The organism is Marinobacter sp. GH_1, from assembly GCF_048595985.1.
Classification (GTDB): Bacteria; Pseudomonadota; Gammaproteobacteria; order Pseudomonadales; family Oleiphilaceae; genus Marinobacter; species Marinobacter shengliensis.
Genome location: NZ_CP184460.1, coordinates 1,925,430 through 1,949,479 on the forward strand (window position 1 = coordinate 1,925,430; position 24,050 = coordinate 1,949,479).

Annotated in this window: 27 protein-coding genes and 2 tRNA genes; 24 read left to right on the forward strand and 5 right to left on the reverse strand. The window is 57.3% G+C overall.

What is annotated here, in order from left to right; genetic code table 11:
• Positions 1-12: 12 nt before the first annotated feature.
• Positions 13-423 carry an HIT domain-containing protein gene (locus ACNSOI_RS08820; RefSeq protein ID WP_420195598.1) on the forward strand — a complete coding sequence of 137 codons (411 nt, stop codon included), beginning with the start codon at positions 13-15 and terminating at the stop codon, positions 421-423.
• A 12-nt stretch (positions 424-435) separates the two neighbouring features.
• Here the strand turns inward: ACNSOI_RS08820 and fabR are convergent, their stop codons facing one another.
• Positions 436-1,062, reverse strand: coding sequence for an HTH-type transcriptional repressor FabR (fabR, locus tag ACNSOI_RS08825; protein WP_106695590.1), 627 nt, complete (start codon positions 1,060-1,062; stop codon positions 436-438).
• A gap of 333 nt (positions 1,063-1,395) precedes the next feature.
• Between fabR and aspS the strand changes: the two genes are divergently transcribed.
• From aspS to nadA, 14 genes are all read left to right on the forward strand, one after another.
• A complete protein-coding gene (gene aspS, locus ACNSOI_RS08830; protein WP_106695591.1) occupies positions 1,396-3,195 on the forward strand; it encodes an aspartate--tRNA ligase in 1,800 nt (599 codons plus the stop codon).
• 75 nt (positions 3,196-3,270) lie between these two features.
• The gene (gene ruvC, locus ACNSOI_RS08835) at positions 3,271-3,798 is read left to right on the forward strand and encodes a crossover junction endodeoxyribonuclease RuvC (protein WP_420195599.1); all 528 of its coding nucleotides are present in this window, start codon (positions 3,271-3,273) and stop codon (positions 3,796-3,798) included.
• A 30-nt stretch (positions 3,799-3,828) separates the two neighbouring features.
• A complete protein-coding gene (ruvA, locus tag ACNSOI_RS08840; protein WP_106695593.1) occupies positions 3,829-4,458 on the forward strand; it encodes a Holliday junction branch migration protein RuvA in 630 nt (209 codons plus the stop codon).
• 157 nt (positions 4,459-4,615) lie between these two features.
• Complete coding sequence (gene ruvB / locus ACNSOI_RS08845) at positions 4,616-5,647, forward strand: Holliday junction branch migration DNA helicase RuvB (protein WP_106695594.1); 1,032 nt, start codon at positions 4,616-4,618, stop codon at positions 5,645-5,647.
• Positions 5,631-6,065: a tol-pal system-associated acyl-CoA thioesterase gene (ybgC, locus tag ACNSOI_RS08850; protein ID WP_106695595.1), complete on the forward strand. Its 435-nt coding sequence runs from the start codon at positions 5,631-5,633 to the stop codon at positions 6,063-6,065. Before ruvB ends, ybgC begins: the two co-directional genes overlap by 17 nt.
• A gap of 38 nt (positions 6,066-6,103) precedes the next feature.
• On the forward strand, positions 6,104-6,790 hold the full coding sequence (gene tolQ / locus ACNSOI_RS08855) for a protein TolQ (protein WP_058089593.1): 687 nt from the start codon (positions 6,104-6,106) through the stop codon (positions 6,788-6,790).
• Between the two features lie 40 nt (positions 6,791-6,830).
• Positions 6,831-7,277 (forward strand): protein TolR, encoded by a 447-nt coding sequence (gene tolR, locus ACNSOI_RS08860; RefSeq protein ID WP_058089873.1) that lies wholly within the window; start codon positions 6,831-6,833, stop codon positions 7,275-7,277.
• 75 nt (positions 7,278-7,352) lie between these two features.
• Positions 7,353-8,333 (forward strand): cell envelope integrity protein TolA, encoded by a 981-nt coding sequence (tolA, locus tag ACNSOI_RS08865; protein ID WP_420195714.1) that lies wholly within the window; start codon positions 7,353-7,355, stop codon positions 8,331-8,333.
• Positions 8,334-8,338: 5 nt separating this feature from the next.
• The gene (tolB, locus tag ACNSOI_RS08870) at positions 8,339-9,667 is read left to right on the forward strand and encodes a Tol-Pal system beta propeller repeat protein TolB (RefSeq protein ID WP_420195600.1); all 1,329 of its coding nucleotides are present in this window, start codon (positions 8,339-8,341) and stop codon (positions 9,665-9,667) included.
• Positions 9,668-9,712: 45 nt separating this feature from the next.
• A complete protein-coding gene (pal, locus tag ACNSOI_RS08875) occupies positions 9,713-10,282 on the forward strand; it encodes a peptidoglycan-associated lipoprotein Pal (RefSeq protein ID WP_058089595.1) in 570 nt (189 codons plus the stop codon).
• A gap of 25 nt (positions 10,283-10,307) precedes the next feature.
• Positions 10,308-11,078, forward strand: a complete 771-nt coding sequence (gene ybgF / locus ACNSOI_RS08880; RefSeq protein WP_286255254.1) for a tol-pal system protein YbgF — start codon at positions 10,308-10,310, stop codon at positions 11,076-11,078.
• Between the two features lie 118 nt (positions 11,079-11,196).
• Positions 11,197-11,272: transfer RNA gene (locus tag ACNSOI_RS08885), tRNA-Lys, on the forward strand.
• A gap of 61 nt (positions 11,273-11,333) precedes the next feature.
• Positions 11,334-11,409, forward strand: a tRNA-Lys gene (locus tag ACNSOI_RS08890).
• A gap of 193 nt (positions 11,410-11,602) precedes the next feature.
• Positions 11,603-12,664: a quinolinate synthase NadA gene (nadA, locus tag ACNSOI_RS08895; RefSeq protein ID WP_106696024.1), complete on the forward strand. Its 1,062-nt coding sequence runs from the start codon at positions 11,603-11,605 to the stop codon at positions 12,662-12,664.
• Positions 12,665-12,673: 9 nt separating this feature from the next.
• On the opposite strand, the gene ACNSOI_RS08900 is transcribed toward nadA, so the two are convergent.
• Positions 12,674-14,143 carry a M48 family metalloprotease gene (locus tag ACNSOI_RS08900; RefSeq protein WP_061331030.1) on the reverse strand — a complete coding sequence of 490 codons (1,470 nt, stop codon included), beginning with the start codon at positions 14,141-14,143 and terminating at the stop codon, positions 12,674-12,676.
• A gap of 156 nt (positions 14,144-14,299) precedes the next feature.
• Here ACNSOI_RS08900 and ACNSOI_RS08905 point away from each other — a divergent pair, with 156 nt between their 5' ends.
• Together ACNSOI_RS08905 and ACNSOI_RS08910 are read left to right on the forward strand one after the other, a co-directional pair.
• Positions 14,300-14,527, forward strand: coding sequence for a sulfurtransferase TusA family protein (locus tag ACNSOI_RS08905; RefSeq protein WP_058089598.1), 228 nt, complete (start codon positions 14,300-14,302; stop codon positions 14,525-14,527).
• Positions 14,528-14,543: 16 nt separating this feature from the next.
• Positions 14,544-15,620: an AI-2E family transporter gene (locus tag ACNSOI_RS08910; protein WP_106695599.1), complete on the forward strand. Its 1,077-nt coding sequence runs from the start codon at positions 14,544-14,546 to the stop codon at positions 15,618-15,620.
• Between the two features lies 1 nt (position 15,621).
• Here ACNSOI_RS08910 and ACNSOI_RS08915 read toward each other — a convergent pair whose 3' ends face one another.
• Complete coding sequence (locus tag ACNSOI_RS08915) at positions 15,622-16,089, reverse strand: peroxiredoxin (protein WP_106695600.1); 468 nt, start codon at positions 16,087-16,089, stop codon at positions 15,622-15,624.
• Between the two features lie 74 nt (positions 16,090-16,163).
• Here ACNSOI_RS08915 and dapA point away from each other — a divergent pair, with 74 nt between their 5' ends.
• Genes dapA through ACNSOI_RS08940 form a run of 5 tightly spaced genes read left to right on the forward strand, consistent with a single transcriptional unit; the run spans position 16,164 to position 20,728 of the window.
• The gene (dapA, locus tag ACNSOI_RS08920) at positions 16,164-17,042 is read left to right on the forward strand and encodes a 4-hydroxy-tetrahydrodipicolinate synthase (RefSeq protein WP_106695601.1); all 879 of its coding nucleotides are present in this window, start codon (positions 16,164-16,166) and stop codon (positions 17,040-17,042) included.
• 34 nt (positions 17,043-17,076) lie between these two features.
• On the forward strand, positions 17,077-18,171 hold the full coding sequence (bamC, locus tag ACNSOI_RS08925; protein ID WP_106695602.1) for an outer membrane protein assembly factor BamC: 1,095 nt from the start codon (positions 17,077-17,079) through the stop codon (positions 18,169-18,171).
• Positions 18,172-18,215: 44 nt separating this feature from the next.
• Positions 18,216-18,929, forward strand: a complete 714-nt coding sequence (purC, locus tag ACNSOI_RS08930; RefSeq protein WP_106695603.1) for a phosphoribosylaminoimidazolesuccinocarboxamide synthase — start codon at positions 18,216-18,218, stop codon at positions 18,927-18,929.
• Positions 18,930-18,960: 31 nt separating this feature from the next.
• Positions 18,961-19,689, forward strand: coding sequence for a TIGR04219 family outer membrane beta-barrel protein (locus ACNSOI_RS08935; protein ID WP_106695604.1), 729 nt, complete (start codon positions 18,961-18,963; stop codon positions 19,687-19,689).
• Positions 19,690-19,720: 31 nt separating this feature from the next.
• Positions 19,721-20,728, forward strand: a complete 1,008-nt coding sequence (locus ACNSOI_RS08940) for an NAD-dependent epimerase (RefSeq protein ID WP_106695605.1) — start codon at positions 19,721-19,723, stop codon at positions 20,726-20,728.
• A 78-nt stretch (positions 20,729-20,806) separates the two neighbouring features.
• Here ACNSOI_RS08940 and ACNSOI_RS08945 read toward each other — a convergent pair whose 3' ends face one another.
• Both ACNSOI_RS08945 and ACNSOI_RS08950 read right to left on the reverse strand, forming a co-directional pair.
• Entirely contained in the window at positions 20,807-21,640 is an 834-nt protein-coding gene (locus ACNSOI_RS08945) for a vWA domain-containing protein (protein ID WP_208622844.1), read from the reverse strand.
• Positions 21,641-21,892: 252 nt separating this feature from the next.
• Positions 21,893-22,699, reverse strand: coding sequence for an RluA family pseudouridine synthase (locus ACNSOI_RS08950; protein WP_106695606.1), 807 nt, complete (start codon positions 22,697-22,699; stop codon positions 21,893-21,895).
• Positions 22,700-22,802: 103 nt separating this feature from the next.
• On the opposite strand from ACNSOI_RS08950, the gene ACNSOI_RS08955 reads away from it, so the two are divergent.
• Entirely contained in the window at positions 22,803-23,729 is a 927-nt protein-coding gene (locus ACNSOI_RS08955) for an ROK family protein (RefSeq protein WP_420195601.1), read from the forward strand.
• Positions 23,730-23,739: 10 nt separating this feature from the next.
• Positions 23,740-23,913, forward strand: a complete 174-nt coding sequence (locus ACNSOI_RS08960) for a DUF2897 family protein (RefSeq protein ID WP_230712445.1) — start codon at positions 23,740-23,742, stop codon at positions 23,911-23,913.
• Positions 23,914-24,050: the final 137 nt, after the last annotated feature.

The window sequence follows — 24,050 nt, forward strand, 5'->3', positions numbered from 1 at the left end:
AGAGGGCCGGTGATGTTTCAGCTACACGAAAGGCTCGCGGCAGATACCCACTACCTGGGTTGCAGCCGCCTGTGCGAAATCCTGTTGATGAACGACAGCACCTGGCCCTGGATAATTCTGGTGCCGGCGGTGCCGGACATCCGGGAAATCTACCAGCTGGACCATAAGCAACAGGTGCGGTTGCTGGAAGAGTCTTCCACGCTTAGCCAGGGCATGATGGAGCTTTTCAGGGGCGACAAGATGAATGTGGCGGCGCTGGGTAACATGGTGCCGCAGCTTCATTTGCACCACATCGTGCGCTTTGAAGGTGACCCGGCCTGGCCAGGCCCTGTGTGGGGCAAGCAGCCACCGGTGCCCTATGAAGGGGCTGCACTGGCGCAGGTCAAAGAGAAGCTGAAACCGCTTCTCCATCACCTCGCTTGAACTTCAATGGTTTTATTCCCGGCCCTGCTGCCACTGCGCCAGGGTCTGGGAGCCCACCAGAATCATCCGCAGCTCGGTTTTGAGCTTGTGCTTTAGTTCCTCCCGCTCCTTGGGCGTCGCATCCAGCGCCTCCGCGCCTTGATTGAAAACCAGTGTCACCATGGCTTCGGCCACAACCCGGGCATCGGCCAGAGGCTTGTTCTGTTCATCCGCAAACCGTCCAAGGTCATCTGCCAGTTCCGTAACGAAATGATCGATCTCGGCCTTGACGGCGGTTCTGAACGGTTTCGATACCCCAGTGCGCTCGCGCAGCATCAGGCGGAACAGGTTGGAGTTGTTGCCCAGATACTCCATAAACGTATCGACAGATGTCGAGATGGCGCTGCCGTCACGGGCTATTCGCTTGCGCGCCTGGCGCATTAACTGTCGTAGCGCAACACCGCCTTCATCAACCAGTGCCAGACCCAGTTCATCCAGCTCGGAAAAATGCCGGTAGAAGGAGGTGGGGGCAATGCCGGCTTCCCGGGCAACCTCTCGCAAACTCAGGCTGCCAAAGCCCCGATCTGCACTCAACTGTGCCAGGGCGGCATCCATCAAAGCCCGTCGGGTTTTCAGTTTTTGTTCCGCTCTGGTGGCCAACGTCTTACTCCATGGTCCGCTCAAACCATGCATTCTAGCCCCCGGTTTTTTGATAGTCATCCCGGTGTTCAATATCTGGCTTCAATTCTGCTTGGGGACGCCTGATTTTCACAGTCATTGTGTTTATAATGGGCGGCTTTTACCGGCGCCGCCTCAACACCGTGCGGCCAAGAACGACGTAGCGTCGGGCGGGGGGTGTGCTTTCCGAAACCTTGCGGAGCCATGGATGGCGGAGCAGAGCGTACATGGACGTATCCACAGCGTGTTTCGGAAAGCACACCCCCCGCCCGATGCGGCAAACCAAGAACACATTCAGATACAACGGGAACCGATATGCGCAGTCATTATTGCGGTGGGATCAACGAATCCCACATCGATCAGGAAGTCACTCTCTGTGGATGGGTACACCGCCGCCGGGACCACGGTGGGGTTATCTTCCTGGATCTGCGAGATCGGGATGGCATGTCCCAGGTGGTTGTCGATCCTGACACCCCTGAGAGCTTTGCCCTGGCGGAGAAGGTTCGCAGCGAGTTTGTTGTTAAAGTCACCGGCCGCGTGCGTCGCCGTCCGGCGGGCACCGAGAACAGCAACATGCCGACCGGCCAGGTTGAGTTGCTGGGTAAGGAAGTCGTGATCCTGAACGCCGCTGCCACGCCGCCGTTCCCGCTGGACGAGCACGTAGATGTGGGTGAAGACGTTCGTCTGCGCTATCGCTTCATCGATTTGCGCCGCCCGGAAATGATCAACCGTCTGCGTTTCCGTTCCCGGGTAACCAGTTACATCCGCAACTTCCTGGATAGCCGCGGTTTCATGGATGTGGAAACACCGATCCTGACCCGTGCCACCCCGGAAGGCGCCCGTGATTATCTGGTGCCCAGCCGTACCCACGAAGGTTCCTTCTTCGCGCTGCCCCAGTCGCCGCAGCTGTTCAAGCAGATGCTGATGGTATCGGGCGTTGACCGCTACTACCAGATCGCCAAGTGTTTCCGTGACGAAGACCTGCGGGCAGACCGTCAGCCGGAGTTTACCCAGGTCGACATCGAGGCCTCTTTCATTGATGAAGAGACCCTGATGAAGCTCAACGAAGACATGATCCGTGCGCTGTTCAAAGACGTGCTGGATGTGGAGCTGCCGGAATTCCCGCGCATGCCGTATTCCGAGGCCATGCAGCGTTACGGCAGCGACAAGCCGGACCTGCGTATTCCGCTGGAACTGCAAGATGTGAACGACCTGGTGGAAGGCGTGGACTTCAAGGTCTTTGCCGGACCCGCGAAAGATCCGAAAGGCCGTGTTGCAGCCTTGCGTGTGCCGAAAGGTGGTGCGCTGACCCGTAAGCAGATTGACGATTACACCAAGTTTGTCGGCATATACGGTGCCAAGGGCCTGGCCTATATCAAGGTCAATGAGCTTGCCAAGGGTGTCGAAGGCCTGCAGTCGCCGATCATTAAGTTCCTGGGCGACGACGTGGCCATGGCGATCATGGAGCGCGTTGCGGCGGAAGATGGCGACATCGTGTTTTTCGGTGCTGACAAGACCACCGTGGTCAACGAAGCACTGGGCGCATTGCGCATCAAAGTCGGTCATGACCTCGACATGCTTACCTGCGAGTGGGCGCCGATGTGGGTGGTGGACTTCCCGATGTTTGAGGAACTGCCAGACGGCAGCCTCACCGCTATTCACCATCCATTCACTGCGCCATCCTGCAGCCCGGACGAGCTGGCAGCGGACCCGGCCAATGCGTTGTCCCGCGCCTACGACATGGTACTGAACGGCACCGAGCTGGGCGGCGGGTCTATCCGTATCCACGATGGCAAGATGCAGGAAACGGTGTTCCGCATCCTGGGTATCGAGGAAGAGGAAGCTCGCGCCAAGTTTGGCTTCCTGCTGGACGCTTTGAAGTTCGGTTGCCCGCCACACGGCGGCCTGGCTTTCGGCCTGGATCGCCTGGTGATGCTGATGACCGGTTCGTCGTCCATCCGGGACGTCATCGCCTTCCCGAAAACCCAGAGCGCCACCTGTCTGATGACCCAGGCGCCGGGTGCGGTAGACGAAAAGCAGCTGAAAGAACTGCATATTCGCCTGCGCCGCTCAGCCAAAGCGGTTGAAGGCAACAAAGCCGAAGACAACGAGTGATGCGCAAGCCCGGAGGTTGCCCCTGGGGCCTCCGGGCTGAGTGCTTTTGCTCAAGCTATCTCTGAGGGCGCGCGGATGGCCATCATCCTGGGTGTAGACCCTGGCTCACGAATCACCGGCTACGGCATCATTCGTGCGGAAGGCCGCCAGATTGAGTATATCGACAGCGGCTGTATCCGGGTGGGTGAAAAGCCCATGGCGGAACGCCTGCAAACCATTTTCCATAGCCTTGCTGTGTTGATTGGTGAGTACCGCCCGGAAGAGTTCGCCATTGAACAGGTGTTCATGGCCCGGAACCCGGATTCAGCCCTTAAGCTGGGGCAGGCCAGGGGCGCGGCGATTGTCAGTGCCGCCAACAGCGGCCTGGCTGTCCATGAATATTCCGCTCGCCAGGTCAAACAGGCGGTGGTTGGTACCGGTGGCGCTGACAAATTCCAGGTTCAGCATATGGTCCAGGCACTGCTGGGTTTGTCCCGCAAGCCCCAGGCAGATGCGGCGGATGCCCTGGCGATCGCACTGTGTCATGCCCACATGAACCAGAGCATACTGAAGCTCGCCGGCAGCGGTGGCAAAGCGCGAAGCGGGCGGGTTCGGCAACAATAACAGGCTCAGACAAGCCCCAGGAGGCCTGCATTGATCGGTAGAATCCGAGGCATATTGATAGAGAAGGCCCCCGGCCACGCACTGGTGGAGTGCTCCGGTTTGGGTTATGAAGTCGACATTCCCTACACCACCTTCTTTCACCTGCCGGAAACCGGGCAGGAAGTTACCCTACACACGCATTTTGCGGTCAGAGAAGATGCCCAGAGCCTGTATGGCTTTGCCTCCCGGCTGGATCGCAATCTTTTCCGGCTGCTGATCAAGGTCAATGGCGTTGGCCCTAAACTGGCTGTCGGCATACTGTCCGGCCTGGATGCCCAACAGTTTATACGCTGTGTTGAGGCCCGCGATGTCAGCGCCCTGGTGAAGCTGCCGGGGGTCGGCAAGAAAACCGCCGAGCGACTCCTGATTGATATGGCTGACCGCATTGGCCAACTGGAAGGGCAGTTCACCCCGACGGTACCCGGTTCAGCGGCTCCGGGCGGCTCCACAACAGCGCCGCAGGCAAGTCACGATGCGAGAGACGAGGCCGAGGCCGCGTTGATTGCCCTGGGCTATAAGCCCCAGGAAGCGGCCAAGGCCATCAGCAAGGTGGCTGAGCCAGATATGACCAGCGAGGCGCTGATTCGCCTTGCCCTGCGTAATATGATTCCGGCCGGGTAGTTAACTTGCTCCCCGGCCTTTTTATGTGTCGCCCCATGACACCAATGTGTATAGAGCGTAACGTGACTCCAACCATGCCCTTTGTACAATTGGGGCAACTTGAACGTCAGGCCAAACCTGTGGGCACGTTGTTTATTCCCAGCAAGCGGATAATGCCATGATTGAATCTGACCGACTGATCTCGGCAAAGGCCGGTGAATACGAGGAAGTGCATGATCGGGCCATTCGCCCGACGTTGCTGTCTGAGTATGTGGGTCAGCCGACGGTTCGTGAGCAGATGGAAATTTTCATCTCTGCTGCCCGGGGCCGCCAGGAAGCGCTGGACCACGTGCTGATCTTCGGCCCGCCGGGACTTGGTAAAACCACCTTGGCAAACATTATTGCCAACGAGATGGGGGTGTCGATCAAGACCACCTCTGGCCCGGTACTGGAAAAAGCCGGCGACCTGGCCGCCATGCTGACCAATCTCGAAGAAGGCGATGTGCTCTTTATCGATGAGATTCATCGCCTGAGCGCTGCGGTTGAAGAGGTATTGTATCCGGCGATGGAAGATTATCAGCTGGATATCATGATCGGCGAAGGGCCGGCGGCGCGATCCATCAAGCTGGATTTGCCCCCGTTCACCCTGGTGGGTGCCACAACCAGGGCCGGTTTGCTGACATCGCCACTGCGGGACCGCTTTGGCATTGTTCAGCGTCTGGAGTTCTACAACACCCAGGACCTCACGCACATCATTCTACGGTCGGCACGGTTGTCTTCGGTGACCATCGATGAACAGGGGGCGTTCGAGATAGCCCGCCGTTCCCGGGGCACACCACGAATTGCCAACCGCCTGCTGCGGCGGGTGAGGGATTTTGCCGAGGTTCGCTCAGACGGCCACATAACTGCCGACATTGCTGACCAGGCTCTGAACATGTTGAAAGTGGACGACCAGGGCTTTGACCACATGGACCGCCGCCTGTTGCTGGCCATGATTGAAAAGTTCGATGGGGGCCCGGTGGGTGTGGAAAGCCTGGCTGCGGCCATTAGCGAGGAGCGGGGGACCATCGAGGACGTGCTGGAGCCGTTCCTGATTCAGCAGGGCTTTATGGTACGAACGCCCCGTGGGCGGATGGTAACCTCCAGCGCCTACCGCCATTTTGGTGTGGTGGCCCCGAAATCCGGTGCTGAGGATGACCTCTTTGACTGAAAACGGTACGAAAGAACGCTTTGAATTACCTATCCGGGTGTATATAGAAGATACAGACGCTGGTGGTATCGTCTTCCATGCCAAGTATCTTCACTACATGGAGCGGGCCAGAACCGAGTGGGTGCGTAGCCACGGTGTTGGCTTGAGGGCCGGCCTGGAAGACAACATAAGTTACGTGGTTCAGCGCATGAATCTGCACTATAAAGTGCCGGCCAAACTGGACGACCAACTGCTGGTTACTGCAGAGCCTACGGCCTCATCCCGGGTTTGGATGAACTTTCGGCAGCAGGTGCTGCGAGCGGCAGACCAGCAGTTGTTGTGCGAGGCCGATGTGCGGGTGGCCTGCATCGCACTGGATACCGGCAAGCCCAAGAGGTTGCCTGAAAACATGCAAGAGATTCTGAAGAAATCCATTTAGTTTATTGAAAAGCCTACAAACATAGTTGGGAGTGCACAGTGGAAGCGGAACTTTCAGTCTGGTATCTGATTGCCAATGCCGGGGTTTTGGTGCAGTTGGTCATGCTGTTGCTGGTGTTGGCATCGGTGGTGTCCTGGGCTTTGATTTTTCAACGCATTCAGGTGTTCCGGAAAGCGAAGCAGGCGCAGCTGGCCTTTGAAGAACGGTTTTGGTCCGGCATGGATCTGGGGCAGCTCTACAAAGAGGTGAATGCAGATCCGACGCCGTTTTCCGGCATGGAATCTGTGTTCCGGGCCGGCTTCAAGGAGTTTTCCCGCCTGCGCCAGCAAAGTCGCGATGCCGACGCCGTCATGGAGGGCACCCAGCGGGCTATGCGGGTGGCCTTTTCCCGTGAGCAGGAGCGCCTGGAGACCCATCTTCCGTTCCTGGCAACTGTGGGTTCAACCAGTCCATATGTGGGTTTGTTCGGGACTGTTTGGGGCATCATGAATTCCTTCCGGGGGCTGGCGCAGGTGCAGCAGGCAACGCTTGCCACGGTGGCTCCAGGTATCTCGGAGGCATTGATCGCAACCGCCATGGGGCTGTTTGCAGCGATCCCGGCGGTTATCGCCTACAACCGGTTCTCTGCCATGTCGGATGCGCTGCTGAAGAACTATGAAACCTTTGCCGAGGAGTTTTCCAGCATTCTGCATCGCCGTGTCCATAACAGTGACCAGGCTGCCTGATGGCACTCGTCGATAACGGGAGGAGAACGGCATGAGCGGCATGAAAGGTATGGGCTTGATGCCCCAGCAAAAGCGCAAGCCGATGTCTGAGATTAATGTGGTGCCCTACATCGACGTGATGCTGGTACTGCTGATCATTTTCATGGTGACGGCTCCGATGTTAACCCAGGGGGTAAAGGTGGATTTACCCCAAACCACGTCAGACCCGATCCAGCAGGATAAAGACGTTGAGTCCATTACCGTCTCTGTAGACGCCAACGGCGCCTACTACATGGATATCGGTGACCGCAGCAGCGACCCGATGACGCTGGCTGAGGTGCGTGAACAGGTGGCCAATATCCTGTCTCAGCGCACCAATGGTGAGGTGCTGGTGCGCGGTGATGAGTTCGTGGAGTACGGCGTAGTGGTGCGACTGATGGCTGAGCTTCAGGCGGCAGGCGCAACCGGGGTTGGCCTGATAACCGACGCACCTCAGGAAAGGCCTTAACAGGGTGGCATTATTGTTGTGAAGGGTCACGAGCGGGAAACCATCAGTACCGATACGGCGCCCCTGAAATCGCCAGTGGTAATGTCTGTGGCATTACACCTGCTGATTGTCGGGATTGCGCTGGCGGGCTGGTCCTGGACATCGCCGATATCTGAGCCGGAGCCCAGATCCATTTCTGCGCGGCTGGTCAGCCCGGAACCCCGGCCGAGCCCGGTGGTGGATGAGCAGGATCAGCGAGATCGCGAACAGGAGCGTCGTCAGCAACAGGAGCTTGAGCGCCAGCAGCAGGAAGCGGAGCGCCGTCGTCAGCAGGAAGAGCAGGCCCGGCGGGAAGCCGAACGGCAGGCTCAGGAACAGGCGCGGCAGCGGGAAGAAGAGCGCAAGCGCCAGGAAGCTCAGGCTCGCGAACGGGCCGAGCAGCAGGCACGGGAACAGGAGGCTGCGCGCCAGAAAGCTGAGGCAGAGGCCAAAGAGCGTGAGCGCCAGCGTGCTGAAGAGGAACGCAAGCGTCAGGAAGAGGCAAAGCGCAAAGCCGAGGAAGAGAAGCGTCGCCAGGAAGAGCGTCGCCGGCAGGAAGAAGCGGAACGTAAACGTCAGGAGGAGGCTGCCCGGCAGGAAGCAGAACGCAAACGCCAGGAAGCCGAGCGCCGATTGAGAGAGCAGCAACTCGAAGCCCTGGCCGAAGAATCCCGCCGAGAGCGGGAAGCGGAAGCCCGGCGCCAGCAGGAAGCCGCTGCCGCCCGCGCCCGTGAAGCGCAAATGCTGTCAGAAAGCGAGAAATACCAGGCGCTTATACGTGAGCGTTTGAGCCAGGCCTGGTATCCGCCGTCGTCAGCGACGGAAGATATGACGGCCAGGGTTCAGATAACCCTGCTGCCCACCGGGGAACTGGTGAACGCCCGTCTGGTCAGCAGTAGCGGGAATACGGCATTTGATAACTCGGCATTGGGTGCAGTCCGGTCTTTGAGCCGGTACCCGATTCCGTCAGATCGGGATACGTTTGAGCGTTATTTCCGTCAGTTTACTATTGAATTCAATCCGCAACGGTTGCGGTGAGGCCTATGACATTGAACGCACATGACTCATATCGTCAGGGATTTCCCTTTACCACGGCACTGGCAGCATTGGTTGTTCTCATGCTGCTTGCCAGTCAGGCGAGGGCAGAGCTGCTGATCCGCATCACGGAAGGCGCAGATTCCGCCATACCGATCTCGGTGGTGCCATTTGCCGAAAGCGGTGCCATGCCCGCTGGCGACAAGGTAAGCAGTATTGTGCAGGCAGACCTGACCATGAGTGGCGAGTTTCGCCCGCTTGAGCCCTCCCGAATGCTGAGCCTGCCTTCACAGCGCTCGGAGGTGTATTTCCGGGACTGGCGCCTGCTGGGGCAGCGCTACGTTCTGGTGGGGCAACTCACCCGTTCAGGCGACCGTATCGAAGCCAGGTACGAACTGTTTGATGTCAACCGGGAAGAACGCATCCTCGGAGAAACAGCCGGTGCCCCGGCCAGCAACGTTCGAACTCTCGCCCATCACATCAGTGACCGGGTGTACGAGGCTATTACCGGGGATCCGGGGGTGTTCTCGACCAAGCTTGCCTATGTCACGGTGACCGGAGACGGCGATAACGCCCGCTATCGTTTGCACGTAAGCGATGTAGACGGAAAGCGCTCAAGAATCCGCCTTGAAAGCCGCGAGCCCATTTTGTCTCCCGCCTGGTCTCCGGACGGCAAGCAGCTGGCCTATGTGTCTTTTGAAACCGGCAAGCCTGTGGTGTTTGTCCATGAACTGGCCAGTGGAAACCGCAAGAAGGTGGCGGATTTTCCTGGTCTGAACTCGGCACCCGCCTGGTCACCGGATGGCAAGTCCATGCTGCTGACTCTGTCCAAAGACGGTAACGCAGAGATCTACCGGCTTGATATTGCCTCAGGCAACCTGACCCGGATGACCAACCATTGGGCCATCGACACTGAGGGTGCCTGGGATCACACCGGCCGGGGAATCTATTTCACGTCAGACCGTTCAGGCGGCCCCCAGATCTACCATATGGAAAGAGCGGGTGCCGAACCAAGGCGCATTACCTTTGGCAGCCGATACAACGCCCGCCCAAGACCGGATGCCAAAGGCGAGTACGTGTATTACGTGCATCAAAGGGAGAGGGCGTTCCATATCGCCCGCACGAATCTGAAAAACGGGGAGGAATCTGTCATTACCCGAACCGAATCGGATGAATCACCGAGCGTTTCACCAAACGGACGCTTGTTGATTTATGCCACACAGCAAAACGGTACCAGCGTGCTCACGGTTGTCTCGGCAAATGGCGGGGCGGCGTACAGCCTGCCGGCGTCAGACGGTGATGTCCGTGAGCCCGCCTGGGGCCCTATCGTTCGCTGAACACGTTGTTGTCCAATAAACCAATCACGATAAGGAAGTGCACACATGAAACTGTCAGTACAGACTAAAGCGTTTGCGATGTTGTTGTCCGTGGGCCTGGTAGCCGGTTGTAGCTCCACCGGCGATACCATGGAAGATGGTGCTTATGGCTCCGATGTGGCCGCTATTGATCAGGACGGTGGTTCCACCGTTTATGGCGGCGCCGATGGTGATGGCGTTTCTTCCTCTCGTCTGAGCGAAGAGGAGCGTCAGGCCGCGCGCCAGCAGGCTGAGCAGGAAGCACTGCGCAACATCACTACGTTCTACTTTGATTTCGATACCTCCGAGATCAAGCAGGAAGCTCGCGATGTTCTGGTTGCCCACGCCCAGTTCCTGGCCAACAATCCACGCCAGAATGTTCGTCTTGAAGGTCATGCCGATGAGCGTGGTACCAAGGAATACAACCTTGCCCTGGGTGAGCGTCGTGCCAATGCGGTTCAGCGCTTCCTGATCGTTAATGGTGCTTCCCGTGGCCAGATCGAAACCGTAAGCTATGGTGAAGAGAAGCCGGCTGTTCGCGGTTCGTCCGAAAGTGCCTGGGCACAGAACCGCCGCGTTGAGCTGGTGTTCAAGTAATCGAAATCAATGATCGGAAGGTCCCATGAGAAAATTGCTCATGGCGACAGTGCTGCTCCCGCTGGGCCTCGGCCTGGCGGGAGTCAGTCTGGCACAGTCGTCTGCACCCGCGTTTCAGAACAATGCCTCTGAGGCCCAGCGTAAGTCGGGTAATAACCAGGCTACGGCGGAACTGTTCTACATGATCCAGCAGCTCCAGAGCGATGTGCGCAGGCTGCAGGGGCAGGTGGAAGAACAGAAGCATCAGATCAGCCGCTTGCAGCAGCAAAGTCGGGATCGCTACGTGGATCTGGACCAGCGGATACTGGACCTGTCCAAGGCTGTTGAGCGCAAGGCCGAAAACACCCGGGAATCAAGCCGTGCAGCCGAATCTGGTCAGGGTGGCCAGCTAACGCCGGCCAGGGTTTACCGATCCCCCGGTGCGGATGAGCAGAAAACCTATAACGAAATCATTGATCTGATCCGGAACAAGAAAGACTTTGATACCGCCATCAGTCGGCTGTACGAGTTTATCGATGAATATCCGGAAGGGGACCTTACCGTCAATGCCTACTATTGGCTGGGTGAGGTGTACCTGGCGGAACCCCGCCTCGAGCAGGCCAAGCAGGCATTCACCATTGTCGCTACCCGTTTCAGTGATCACCGAAAAGCGCCAGACTCGGTCTACAAGCTCGGTGTAACACTTGATCGGATGGGCGAAAAAGACGAGGCGAAACGCCGCATGCAGAGCGTTGTGGATAATTATCCGAATACGGGTGCTGCGGATCTGGCCCGGAAGTACCTCGAGAAGGCGTGACTCTGATCACAGATTGAACCGCTTGTCTGCTTGTTGATCGGTCCCGGAAAAAAGTTGGTAAATCCCGCAAAAAGGGGTTGATCAGCAAAAAAAATTCAGTAATATGTGCGCCTCGTTTGGGTCGTTAGCTCAGTTGGTAGAGCAGTTGGCTTTTAACCAATTGGTCGAAGGTTCGAATCCTTCACGACCCACCAAATTGCGGAATGGTGGTCTTGAGTGCCTTCATTCGCCGGGAAAGCGCCGGCAACCAGTTATGGGTCGTTAGCTCAGTTGGTAGAGCAGTTGGCTTTTAACCAATTGGTCGAAGGTTCGAATCCTTCACGACCCACCAAATAGCAAGGCCCGACACCGGGCTTTGTGGAAAAAAGAGCCCCCAGGGCTCTTTTTTTTTGGCTTCACGAACCCATCTAGTCAGCATGGGCGTACTCATTTTCCGGGTGCCCGGGAGGCTATGTTACAGCCCCATGAAAACACGCCCGGAAGTGATATACTCTCGCGGTAACAGTAACTTCAGAGATCCAGAAATGACACGAGCGCAAGACCGTATCCTTGTTCAGGAACATCTGGCACACGAAGCGGAGCCAAAGGCCCTGAGTGCCAGCGAGAAAGCTGAGCTTGAGGCACGCATCAAGGCAGCCCTCAAAGAGAAGGATGCTGTGCTCGTGGCCCATTACTACACAGATCCGGATATCCAGCGTCTTGCCGAGGAAACCGGCGGCTGTGTTGCCGATTCCCTGGAAATGGCACGGTTTGGTAACCAGCATCCTGCGTCTACGGTGGTGGTGGCTGGTGTCCGTTTCATGGGTGAAACCGCCAAGATTCTGAATCCCGAGAAGCGGGTGCTGATGCCCACGCTGGAGGCTACCTGCTCCCTCGATATTGGCTGTCCCGCGGATGAGTTTTCCGCTTTCTGCGATCAACATCCGGACCGGACGGTGGTGGTGTACGCAAACACTTCTGCGGCCGTAAAGGCGAGGGCGGACTGGGTGGTGACCTCCAGCTGCGCCCAGGCCATTGTTGAGCATCTGGATGCCAGAGGGGAGAAGATCCTGTGGGCGCCGGACAAACACCTGGGCCACTACGTGCAGAAAACAACGGGCGCTGATGTGTTGTTGTGGGATGGCTCCTGTATCGTGCATGAAGAGTTCAAGCATCGGGGCCTGGAAGATCTCAAGGCGCTTTATCCCGAGGCAGCTGTACTGGTGCATCCGGAATCTCCCGACGCGGTGGTGGAGATGGCTGATGTGGTCGGTTCAACCTCTCAGTTGATTCACGCGGTCCAGACGCTGCCCAATGAAGAATTCATCGTGGCCACGGATAACGGTATTTTCTACAAGATGCAGCAACTGGCGCCCAACAAGACGCTGATTGAAGCGCCAACGGCGGGTAATGGCGCCACCTGTCGCAGTTGTGCCCACTGCCCCTGGATGGCTATGAACGGCCTTGAGAACCTGCTTGCGGTATTGGAGCGGGGCGATCAGGAAGTGCTGGTTGACCCGACCCTGCGTGAAGACGCATTGCGCCCGCTGCGCCGGATGCTGGATTTCACCGCCAACATGAACCTGAAAGCTGCCGGAAACGCCTGACCATCCCCGTTAGCCTCTCCGGGCTTGCAGTCTGTCAGTAATGTCGTTCAGGCGTTCGTTGACCACCTGCCGTTCGGCAGACCCGGCGGGCAGCTTTTCCTGGGCCTGGCGCAGCTGACGTTGGGCGGATTGCAAGTCCCCCATCAAGGCATAGTATTCTGCCCGTGCGCGGTGCACACCCACGATATTCCTGGCCATTCCCTCGGCTTCGGCCAGTCGTAACCAGATCTGCTCCCGTTCCGGCAGGCGCCGGGCCAGGTCCCGCAGCAAGCCGGCGGCGGTATCCCCATTGCCGTCGGCAATCTCGATTTCGGCGAGTGTCCAGGTGATGGGGTAGTTGCGTGGGTTTCTGGCCAATGCCTGCCGCAGCAATGTCCGTGCGTCTTCATAACGTTTCTGGTCCAGCATCACGTCGGCCAGGGTCACCTGAAAGGTGATTCTGCCCGGGCTGCCGTCCAGAAGTTCCCGCAGTATGCGCTCGGCCTTGTCGTATTGCTGGTTGCGCTGATAGGCCACAGCCAGCCCGTAGCGAATGGCGTCGTTGCGTTTGGCGTCATCCCTTGCCAGGTAATCCTCGAACGTCTCGACTGCCAGTTGCGCTGACGAGGCGTAACGCACCTGCAGGCGGCTACGAACCAGGTGATATTCCTGGCCATCCCGGATGCGTTCGTCGGGATACTGTTCCGCCCGGTTACGGCTGTCGGCGACCCGGTTCTGGGTTAATGGGTGGGTCGACAGGTACTCGGGCATCTGATTTCCCTGTAACCGGTTCTGTCTCATCATGATTTCGAACATTTCCGGCATGCCGCGCGGATCGAGGCCGGCGTTGGCCAGAATCTCCATGCCCACCCGGTCGGCCTCCTGTTCATGGGCCCGGCTGTAGGCCAGCATGTTCTGGATTGACAGGGCCTGGGTGCCGGCGATGGCGGCAATGCCAATATCGGATTGGGTAACCGCGGACAGCACGATACCGGCGATCATCCCGGCCAGTGTCAGCGGTGCGCTGGTTTCCTGTTGCTCCATGCGGCGGGCAAAGTGACGTTGGCTCAAATGCGCCAGTTCGTGGGCCATGACTGAGGCAAACTGTTGTTCCGTTGCGGCATTGAGGAACAGTCCACCATTAACGCCCACGATACCGCCCGGGACAGCGAAGGCGTTAAGGGCAGGGCTGTCGATCAGAACCAGCTTCAGTTCCCGGTTATCCAGCGGGGCAGAGGGCACCAGTTTGTAGGTAATGGCGTGCAGGTAGTCGTATACCAGCGGGTCTTGTATCTGGGGTGCGGAACGCCGGATAGACGCCATCACCTGCTGGCCGATTTCCGCTTCCTGCTGGCCGGAAATGAGGCCAGCGCTGCCGCCTATACTGGGCAGGCTGGATTCCTGGGCATGGCTGAACCCGCCGGAGAGCAGCAGGGGGAGTGCCAGAGCAAACGTGGTCAGTAAACGGCAGACAGGATTCTGGCGATCAGTTCGATTCATGGATTTCAGTCACACCCGTGGGGATTTGCCACTTTGACATCAGCATAGCCCGGAAAGTTCGTATCTGTATTACGAAGACTTGAGATGCAATAGGGTAACACCCCCGGCATAATGCCTGCTCGATTATTGGATAAATGGTAATGGTGTTCGCTTAACATGGCTGATCGAATTCTGGATGCCTCCGGGCTGCGTTGCCCGATGCCACTTCTCAAAACCAAGCTGGAACTCAACGCCATGAATGCCGGGCAAGAGCTTGAAGTGATTGCAACGGATTCGGGTTCTGCCCGGGATATCCCGGCCTGGCTTGGAATGTCTTCTCATACTTTGGTCAGCCAGTCAGAGCATCACGGCGAATTCCGTTTCGTGATAAAGTGCGGCGGTTAATCTTCCGGAGTTGTTCATGGTCAGAATTCTGCGCGGTCTAGCCCACAAGTATTTTTCTGATGAAGAAGCAGTGATTCTGTTTCTGCTTCTGGTTACCGGTACGGTTTTTGTCATTCTGTTCGGCGCCATGCTGGCTCCGGCGATCGCGTCATTGATTATCGCGTTTATCCTTCAGGGCCTGGTTGCCAAGCTGCACAAGATGGGTGTACCCGAACTGGTGGCGATCATCAGCGTGTTTGTGGTGTTCCTCGGTGTTCTGGTCGGGTTTATTTTCGGGCTGTTGCCACTGATCTGGACGCAGGTCAGTAACCTTGCCGGTGAAGCACCTCGAATCATTCGCGAGCTTCAGTCTTACCTTGAGCTCCTGCCGGAGGAATATCCTCATCTGATTTCCATGGAGGCAGTAGACACCATATACCGCCAGGTATCGGCAGAAGTCGCTCATATGACCCAGGTACTGGTCTCGTTCTCTCTATCAAGCATTCCAGACCTGGTAGCGCTGCTGATCTACATGGTCCTGGTGCCGATTCTGGTGTTCTTTTTCATGAAAGACCGACGTGTACTGGTCGCTTCCATTGGCCGGATGCTGCCTCCCCAACGTCCGATGATGATTCGCATCTGGCAGGAGGTGAACCTGCAGTGCGCCAATTACGTCCGTGGCAAGGCGGTTGAGATTCTGATCGTTGGCGTGGTCACTTACGCCGCTTTCAAACTCCTGGGCATGCCCTATGCGGCGCTGCTGTCGCTGCTGGTGGGCTTGAGCGTGGTGATTCCCTATATCGGCGCTGCCGTGGTCACCATTCCGGTCGCGGTGATCGCTCTGTTTGCGTTCGGCTGGAGTTCCCACTTCATCTGGGTGATGGTGGTATATGGCATCATTCAGGCGCTGGATGGCAACGTGTTGGTGCCTATCCTGTTTTCTGAGGTGAATAATCTGCACCCGGTTGCCATTATCGTGGCGGTTCTGTTCTTCGGGGGTATCTGGGGGCTGTGGGGCGTGTTCTTTGCGATTCCGCTGGCCACCATGCTCAAGGCGGTGTTTGCTGCCTGGCCGGTGAAGGAATCCGAGCCCTCACCGGCGGTATCAGAGTAGGTCAGAGTGCCTTGACGGCTTCCAGGACCTCGTCGGCGTGGCCGTTTACTTTAACGCCACGCCACTCCCGTTTCAGGTTGCCGTCCTTGTCGATCAGGAAGGTACTACGCTCGATGCCCAGGTGTTCCTTGCCGTACAGTTTTTTCAGTTTGATCACATCAAACAGCTTGCACAGGGCCTCGTCTTTGTCCGAGATCAGGTGGAACGGAAACTGATGCTTACTCCGGAAATTGGCGTGAGCCTTGAGCCCGTCTCTGGATACACCAAAGATTTCGGTATCAAGCTCGCTGAACTGAGGCATCCTGTCCCGGAAATCCTGGCCTTCGGTGGTACATCCGGGTGTGTTGTCCTTCGGGTAGAAGTAGATGACGACGTTTTTACCCCGGAGGTCGGCCAGTCTGATAATCTGGTCGTCGGTCGCCTCGACTTCGAAATCGGGCACGGGTTGGTTTAATGCTACGGATGACATGACATCTCCTTTAATTCCCTTGTGTCAGTTCGAGCCCAACATTACCATATCGCTTTTATTCGGACGGAGTTTTTATGATTACGGGTAGCCTTGTCGCACTGGTCACGCCCATGCATCCAAACGGTGACATTCACTGGGAGGATCTGGACAAGCTGGTGGACTTTCATATTGAAAACGGCACCCACGGCATCGTTGCTGTGGGTACCACCGGCGAATCCGCAACGCTGGACCCGGAGGAGCATTGTCGGGTTATCGGCCACATCATAAAACGGGTCGATGGCCGGATTCCTGTTATCGCCGGCACCGGTGGTAACAGTACTCGGGAAGCCATTGAGCTGACGTCCGAAGCCCATAAGCTGGGGGCCGATGCCTGTCTGTTGGTGGTGCCTTATTACAACAAGCCAACCCAGGAAGGTCTCTATCAGCACTTCAAAGCCATTGCCGAGGCCGTGCCGGGCATGAGTCAGATGCTTTACAACGTGCCTGGCCGCACAGCGTGCGACATGCTGAATGAAACCGTACTGCGCCTGGCGGATATCCCCAATATCGTTGCCATCAAAGACGCTACCGGCAACATTCCCCGCGGTGCCGAGCTGATCGAAGCCCTGGATGGCCGCCTGGCGGTCTACTCCGGCGACGACGCCACCGCAGCAGACCTGATGCTGGCCGGCGCCAAGGGCAATGTGTCTGTCACTGCCAACGTGGCACCTAAAGCCATGTCACAGTTGTGTGAGGCGGCGATCAAAGGTGACGAAGCCGAGGCACGTCGTTTGAATGACCTGCTCATGCCGCTGAACCGCAAGCTGTTCCTGGAAGCCAACCCGATTCCGGTTAAATGGGCACTGCATCGCATGGGGATGATCGGTGAGGGCATTCGCCTGCCGCTGACGCCGCTGAGCGAGAAGTTCCACGCCGAGGTGGAAGACGCACTTAAGGCCTCAGGTGTTCTCTGAGGCCAACCGATTCCCGTTTTACCGGAGTAACTCGATGCAGGTTCCTGGAAGAGCCCGTAACACCAAGACATTCCTGTTCCGGCCGTTAGCCGGGCTCCTGTTGGCCAGCACCCTGGTTGGGTGTGGCATCCTGGAAGATCGCTCCCAGCGATACGTTCACGCGCCGGAAGGCGAGCCAATCAACGTGCCCGAGGGTGCAGACGATTCCAGGCTGAGCCAGATCATGCCGGTTCGGAGCATCAATAAGGATGATTCACGCCGGCTGTTTCCGTCTTCCATCCCGCGCCCACCGGACATGACCTCGGAAATTCTGGATCAGAACTACGTGATCGAGGAACTGGATGGTCGTGTCTGGCTTCTGGTCAATGAAGTGCCCGGCCGCCTGTGGCCGGTTGCCAGTGCCTGGATGAACGATGCCGGCCTTGGCGTGGCCTACGATAACCCCCAGTTGGGCATCCTCCAGAGTGAACTGGCCAACTTCAGCAAGCGCAGCCGTGACATGCTGGGGCTGGCCGATGACCCGGTCGCTCAGGAGCCCCGAGTGCTGTTGCAGATGCGACTGGCCCCGGGCATTCGACGCAAGACGACCGAAATCCGGCTACGGATTCTGGAGCTTGATGACGCGCCTGAAGGGCTCGTTGCCTGGCAGTCGGATCAGGAATCCGACACCCGTGCCCAGAGCAGGAAAGAGGCGCTGTTGGCCGAGCTTGGTGAATTCATGAAACAGCGTGAAGACAGCAAGTCGTTCTCCCGGGCGGCATCCGGCATGGTTGCCCAGCCATTGGTGAGGCTGCTGTCTGAAGATGACCAGGCGGTTGCTGTGCGCGTTGAGCTAGATTTCGGCCGCACCTGGGCGGAAGTGAACCGTTCCCTTGAGGAGATTGGCGCAGACATCCAGGACCTCAACCGGAGTGAGCGTTGGTTCCACGTGGACTTCCGTACCGAAGACGAACGCACCCCGGGCTGGTTCTCCTGGTTCAGCAATAAGGCTGAACCCCGCCATACCCATACCGTGAACATTGAACAGCGTGAAGACGCCCTGTTTGTCACAGCTGAGAGGTTGGACAGCTATACTGGTGAGTACAGCGCGTCAGACCTGCTCACACAACTATTTGAACACCTGTATTGATTCGGGGCGGCCGGCAAGGCCGCTGTCCGATTTTGGAGATCTAAATGGAAAAGCGCGAAGAGCTATACGCGGGCAAAGCCAAATCGGTATTCCGCACTGACGACCCGAACCGTTTTGTACTGGTGTTCCGGGATGACACCTCAGCCTTTGACGGCGAGAAGAAAGAACAGCTGAACCGAAAGGGCATGGTGAACAACAAGTTCAATGCCTTCATCATGGACAAGCTCGAAGCAGCAGGCATTCCGACCCACTTCGAGGGCCTGTTGTCTGGCACTGAATCCCTGGTGAAAAAGCTCGATATGATTCCGGTGGAGTGCGTGGTTCGAAATATCTCGGCCGGCAGCCTGTGCCGTCGACTGGGCGTGGAAGAGGGCCAGGAACTGAACCCGCCCACTTTCGAGCTGTTCCTGAAGAACGATGCCCTGCACGACCCCATGGTCAATGAGTCGCTGGCGGTCAGCTTTGGCTGGGCCAGTGCTGAAGAGCTGGCGCGCATGAAAGAACTCACCTACAAGGTGAATGACGTACTCAAAGCCCTGTTTGATGACGCCGGCATGTTGCTGGTGGACTACAAACTCGAGTTTGGTCGCAGCGAAGGCCAGATCGTATTGGGTGATGAATTCAGCCCGGACGGCTGCCGTATCTGGGATAAGGAAACCCGTAAAAAGATGGATAAAGACCGCTTCCGCCAGGGCCTTGGTGAAGTGATCGAAACCTACGAAGAAGTAGGGCGTCGTCTGGGTATCCAGTTCGACTGAATACAAAAAACCGACAAAAAACGGGTGTGATATGCGTAAATTAATGATGGCAATGGGCGCGTCCATGATGGTCGCGGCTCCAGTGGTCTCCGCCGATATCCTGGGCGTAGGCGCCACGGTTGGCTACTGGGATGCGGACTATTCCGGCAAGGCTTCCAAAGGCAGCGACCGGGTAGACCTGGAGCGGGACCTCAACCTCAGCAGCGATTCCAACGCCAATCTCACCGCGTATTTCGAACACCCGGTTCCGGTGCTGCCAAATGTACGGCTGGCTTATACCCGCACGAAGCAGAGTGGTAATGGGCAGCTGAACACAGGTTATGATGGTGTCTCTGGTGCAGTTCGTTCCGAACTGGAGCTGGAACAGCTGGACGTGACCCTGTACTACGAAATCCTGGATAACTGGGTGAATCTGGATCTTGGCCTGACCGTTCGGGATTTCTCTGGCGAGTTACTTGTTCAGAACAGGAACGACACCAGCCAGTTCTCTGAAACCAAGGCCGACGCCGTGTTACCCCTGGTATACGTAGCCGCTCGTTTTGACCTGCCTTTCACCGGTGTGTCTGTGGGTGGCGACGCCAACGCCATTTCCTACGATGGCGACTCGGTCTATGACTTCAACGTGTATGGCCAGTATGAAATGTCGCTGCTGCAGTTGCGGGCAGGCTATCGCCAGATATCTCTCGATTATGACGATGGCGACGACAACCTGGATATAGAACTCAGCGGCCCCTTTGTCAGTGCCGGTCTGAGATTCTGAGTAATAACCAACCGATCAGGGAGATGGACTCTTGAAAATCCTGGTTACCGGCACCGCCGGTTTCATTGGCTCACACCTGGCGCATCGCTTGCTGGATCGTGGTGACGAAGTCATTGGTGTCGACAACGTCAACGACTACTACGATGTAAGCCTGAAAGAGGCGCGCCTGGCCCGGCTGGTGAACAAGCCCGGTTTCACGGAAATTCGCCAGGATGTGGCCGACCGTGCCGCCATGGAAGCCTTGTTCCGAGAGCACAAACCCGAGAGGGTAGTGCACCTGGCAGCCCAGGCCGGCGTCCGTTACTCCCTTGAAAACCCCCACGCCTACGTGGACGCCAACGTGGTTGGCTTCATGAACATTCTCGAAGGCTGTCGCCATAACGATGTGAAACATCTGGTGTATGCCTCCAGCAGTTCAGTATACGGCGCCAACGAAACCATGCCGTTCTCAGTGCATGACAACGTTGACCACCCGCTCAGCCTGTACGCAGCGTCGAAGAAAGCCAACGAGCTGATGGCCCACACCTACAGCCACCTGTACAACCTGCCCACCACCGGCCTGCGGTTCTTTACCGTTTACGGCCCGTGGGGCCGGCCAGACATGGCACTGTTTATCTTCACCAAAAAGATCCTGGCTGGCGAGCCCATTGATGTGTTCAACCATGGCCATCACCGCCGCGATTTCACCTACATCGACGACATCGTTGAAGGTGTAATTCGCACCCTGGACCATGTGGCCGAACCCAACCCGGACTGGTCTGGCGAGAAGCCAGACCCTGGCACCGGCAAAGGCCCTTACCGCATCTACAACATTGGCAGTAACAACCCGGTAGAGCTGTCCCGCTTTATTGAAATCATTGAAGAGCGTGTGGGTAAGAAAGCAGAGAAGAATCTGCTGCCACTGCAGCCGGGTGATGTGCCGGCAACCTACGCCAATGTGGATGACCTGATCACAGACGTTGGCTACAAACCCGACACCACGGTGGAAGAGGGCATCGCCAACTTTGTGGACTGGTATCGGGATTTCTACAAGGTGTAGAAGCCGGGTTAGCATCAGAACAAAAAAAGCCAGCGCAAAACGCTGGCTTTTTTCATTGGTGCACGGCTATTCAGGCACTCACACCGCCACTTGCGCCACGTGACGCCTGCGATAACGTGTAAAGATTCCCAACAGTCCCAGACCAATCAGCGCCAGGGAAGATGGCTCCGGTACGGATGCGGACGGCTGGCAGGCCGGGTTAGTGGGGTTCAGTTGGCAGAAGTCCAGGGTTTCCTGCAGTTTCTTGTTCGCGAAATCGGTCACGAACTGCTGAACGATCGTTTGATCCGAAGTGTTGAACAGGTTCAGGTTGAACACGGTTCCGCCATGATCTTCGATCAAGGTCCTGTAAGAATTCTCAGTGGACGTGTTTCGAAGAACCCCGTTATAGAGCGCGTTATTAGACGTCAGAAGCCCATCGAGCACAGAACTGGTCACCGCCGAGCCACCCACAGAACCACGAGCCGCTGTATCACCATTGGATGGTTCATCCGTCAGAATGATGATGTTCTTGACGGCATTACTCCGGAATGAAAACAGGTCACTCTGGCCATCCAATGCGTTCAATGCAAAGGCGGTGGCAGTGTAGCCGGGTTCAATACCGCCGTTTATTTTCAGCCCCTGGGCAGCCGTGGCAAACGTGGCTGGGTCGGTCAGGTCCGTCACCATCCGCGGCACAATAGCGTTATCACCGTAACCCACCAGACCGTAGCGGGCGTCGACTTGCCCGGTGCCGGTGAGGATGCTGGCAAACAACCCGATGTTGTCCCGTAGATTTGCCTGGACAGTTCCCATGGAACCAGATTCGTCAACGACAAAGACAATATCGCTGAGGATTGGAGCGGCATGCACCGGAGCGATAGCGGCCGCCGCCGAAAGTATCAAACCTGAAAGAAATCGCTTGAGTTTCATTATCATTACCTCATCCAGACTGAGTGTTGTAGGCGGGCATCCGTACCGTACTGCTTTATCGGCTGACTCCCGAGTGGTACACCTATGCAGGCATCAGTAAACCTTGCATAGCATGTGCCACAAGGCTTAACGCAGACCTAACGCGCTGTGATGTCGGGATATTCTTCAGGTTCTGGGTGAAAAGCCCAGATATGACGCATCTGATATGTATAGAAAGCTGACATTGTTTTGCGGGGGCTGTAACCAACAGCGTTAGTTAATATCCTGCGAAGGGGTGCTGAAGTTTCTTGCTTTCCCGGTCAGTGGGCAAACAAACTGAAGCTGAACGGCCTTCAGGCAAAGCCCGGAGGGGTGGGGGCTGCCGTAAAGCTTGTCACCGACGATGGCGTGGCCAATACCTGCAAGATGCCGGCGAATCTGATGTTTGCGCCCGGTTTCGATAAGCACCTGTACGTCGGAGGTGTTTTCCTCGGGATCTATCGCCAGGGTGGTGACGCGGCTCAGGGATTCCTTGCCGTCGAGTGGCGCGTCGATGACAAGGTCATCCGCATTCAGTTGGCCGGTCACTGTCGCTCGGTAGGTTTTGGTGACGGTGCGGCCGGAGAACAGTTGGGACAGGGCTCCGGCTGCTTTACTGTCGTGGGCTACCAGCATCAGCCCGGCGGCATCGGCGTCCAGGCGGTGCACCAGAAAACAGGGCCTGCTCAGGGCAACCTCTGCCAGGCGCAGCAGGCTGCAGTGATCTCCCCATTGTGAGCCCTGGGCTAACAGGCCGTGGGGTTTGTACCAGAGGCTGTAGCGCCCCAGGTCTTCTAGCAGATCAGGTTGGTCCGGCTTGAGGCCCAGCACCTGGTCATCGTAGAACAGTTGAATCCGGGTGCCTGGCTTTAACTCCCGCTTCGCTTTCCGCAACCGAACCTGCTTGCCCTTCTGGGTCCACCAGCAGGCACCCTTGGCCATGGCATCCTTGATCCGCTGTTTGGGGAGCCCCGACGCCTCTGCGAGTGCATCGACGGCAAGTTGGGATTCCGAAACGTTCAGGTCCAGGGTACGTCTCATGGTCGGGGATGGTCGCTCTGGTTAGGATGGGTAAAGTCTGGGATTATAGCCAAAAGCGCAGTCAGTTTATGCAGCAAACCGATACCAAAGGCGATCTTTACGAATGTCCAAACGCTGGTTGACCGGTATTGATCTGGGAGGCACCAAAACGGAAGTGATCCTGCTGGATGAGAACCACCAGGAACACTTTCGGCATCGGGTGCCAACGCCTGCCGGCGACTACCAGGCCACCCTGGCTACCATCAAATCACTGATCGAACGAGCTGAACAGCATGCCAGCCAATGCGGCTTACCGGTAGGCATTGGTATTCCGGGAACGGTATCTGGCGTTACCGGGCGTATCAAGAACGCCAATTCCACCTGGCTCAATGGCAAGCCCATGGCGGATGACCTTCGCCAGCTACTCGGCCGACCGGTTGCCCTAACCAACGATGCCAACTGCCTGGCATTATCGGAAGCCACAGATGGTGCAGGTCAGAATGTGGAGGTGGTTTTTGCGGCTATCCTGGGAACCGGTTGTGGTGCTGGTATCAGTATTGATCGACGGCTGTTGACGGGCCCCAATGGTGTGGCCGGTGAGTGGGGGCATAACCCGTTGCCCTGGACACCGCAGGGAGAGCTGGATGATCGCCCTTGCTTTTGTGGCCGACGTGGATGCAACGAAACCTTTCTGTCGGGTACCGGCTTCAGCCTGACCCACCAGATATCATGGGGCAGTGGGGCTTCGGCACAGGAAATAGTAGCCGGCGCACGGAACGGAGATCGCCAGTGCCGTTTGACGCTGGACCTCTATATTGAACATCTGGCCAAGGGCCTGGCCGCGGTTATCAACCTTCTGGACCCAGACATGATTGTGTTGGGCGGAGGCATGAGTAACGTGCCGGAACTCTACCAATCCTTGCCGGGGCGGCTGCCGCAGTATGTTTTCGGTGGCGAATGCTCAACCCGGGTCCGGCCAGCGATACACGGCGATTCCAGTGGCGTGCGCGGGGCAGCTTGGTTGGCTGCCCAGGAAACAGATCCAGCATAAGGAGAACACGATGCCCGCAATAGGATGGATATTTATCCTGCTCGCCTTCGGCATGGTTATCGGCAGTCTTCTGCTACTCAGAGACAGCAGCAATATGAAAATTCCCGAACACAAGCTGGAAAAAATCCGTAAACGACAAGCGGAGCTGGAAGAGAAGGAAAAACAGGAAAAGGATGACTGGTAATCAGCGACGGTTCGCGCAGGCATAAAAAAAGCCAGTTCTCACGTTGCGCGTAAGTAACTGACTTTCTTGCAGAATTGGTAGGACCACCCAGATTCGAACTGGGGACCTCTACCATGTCAAAATTCCTTTTTAAGTCA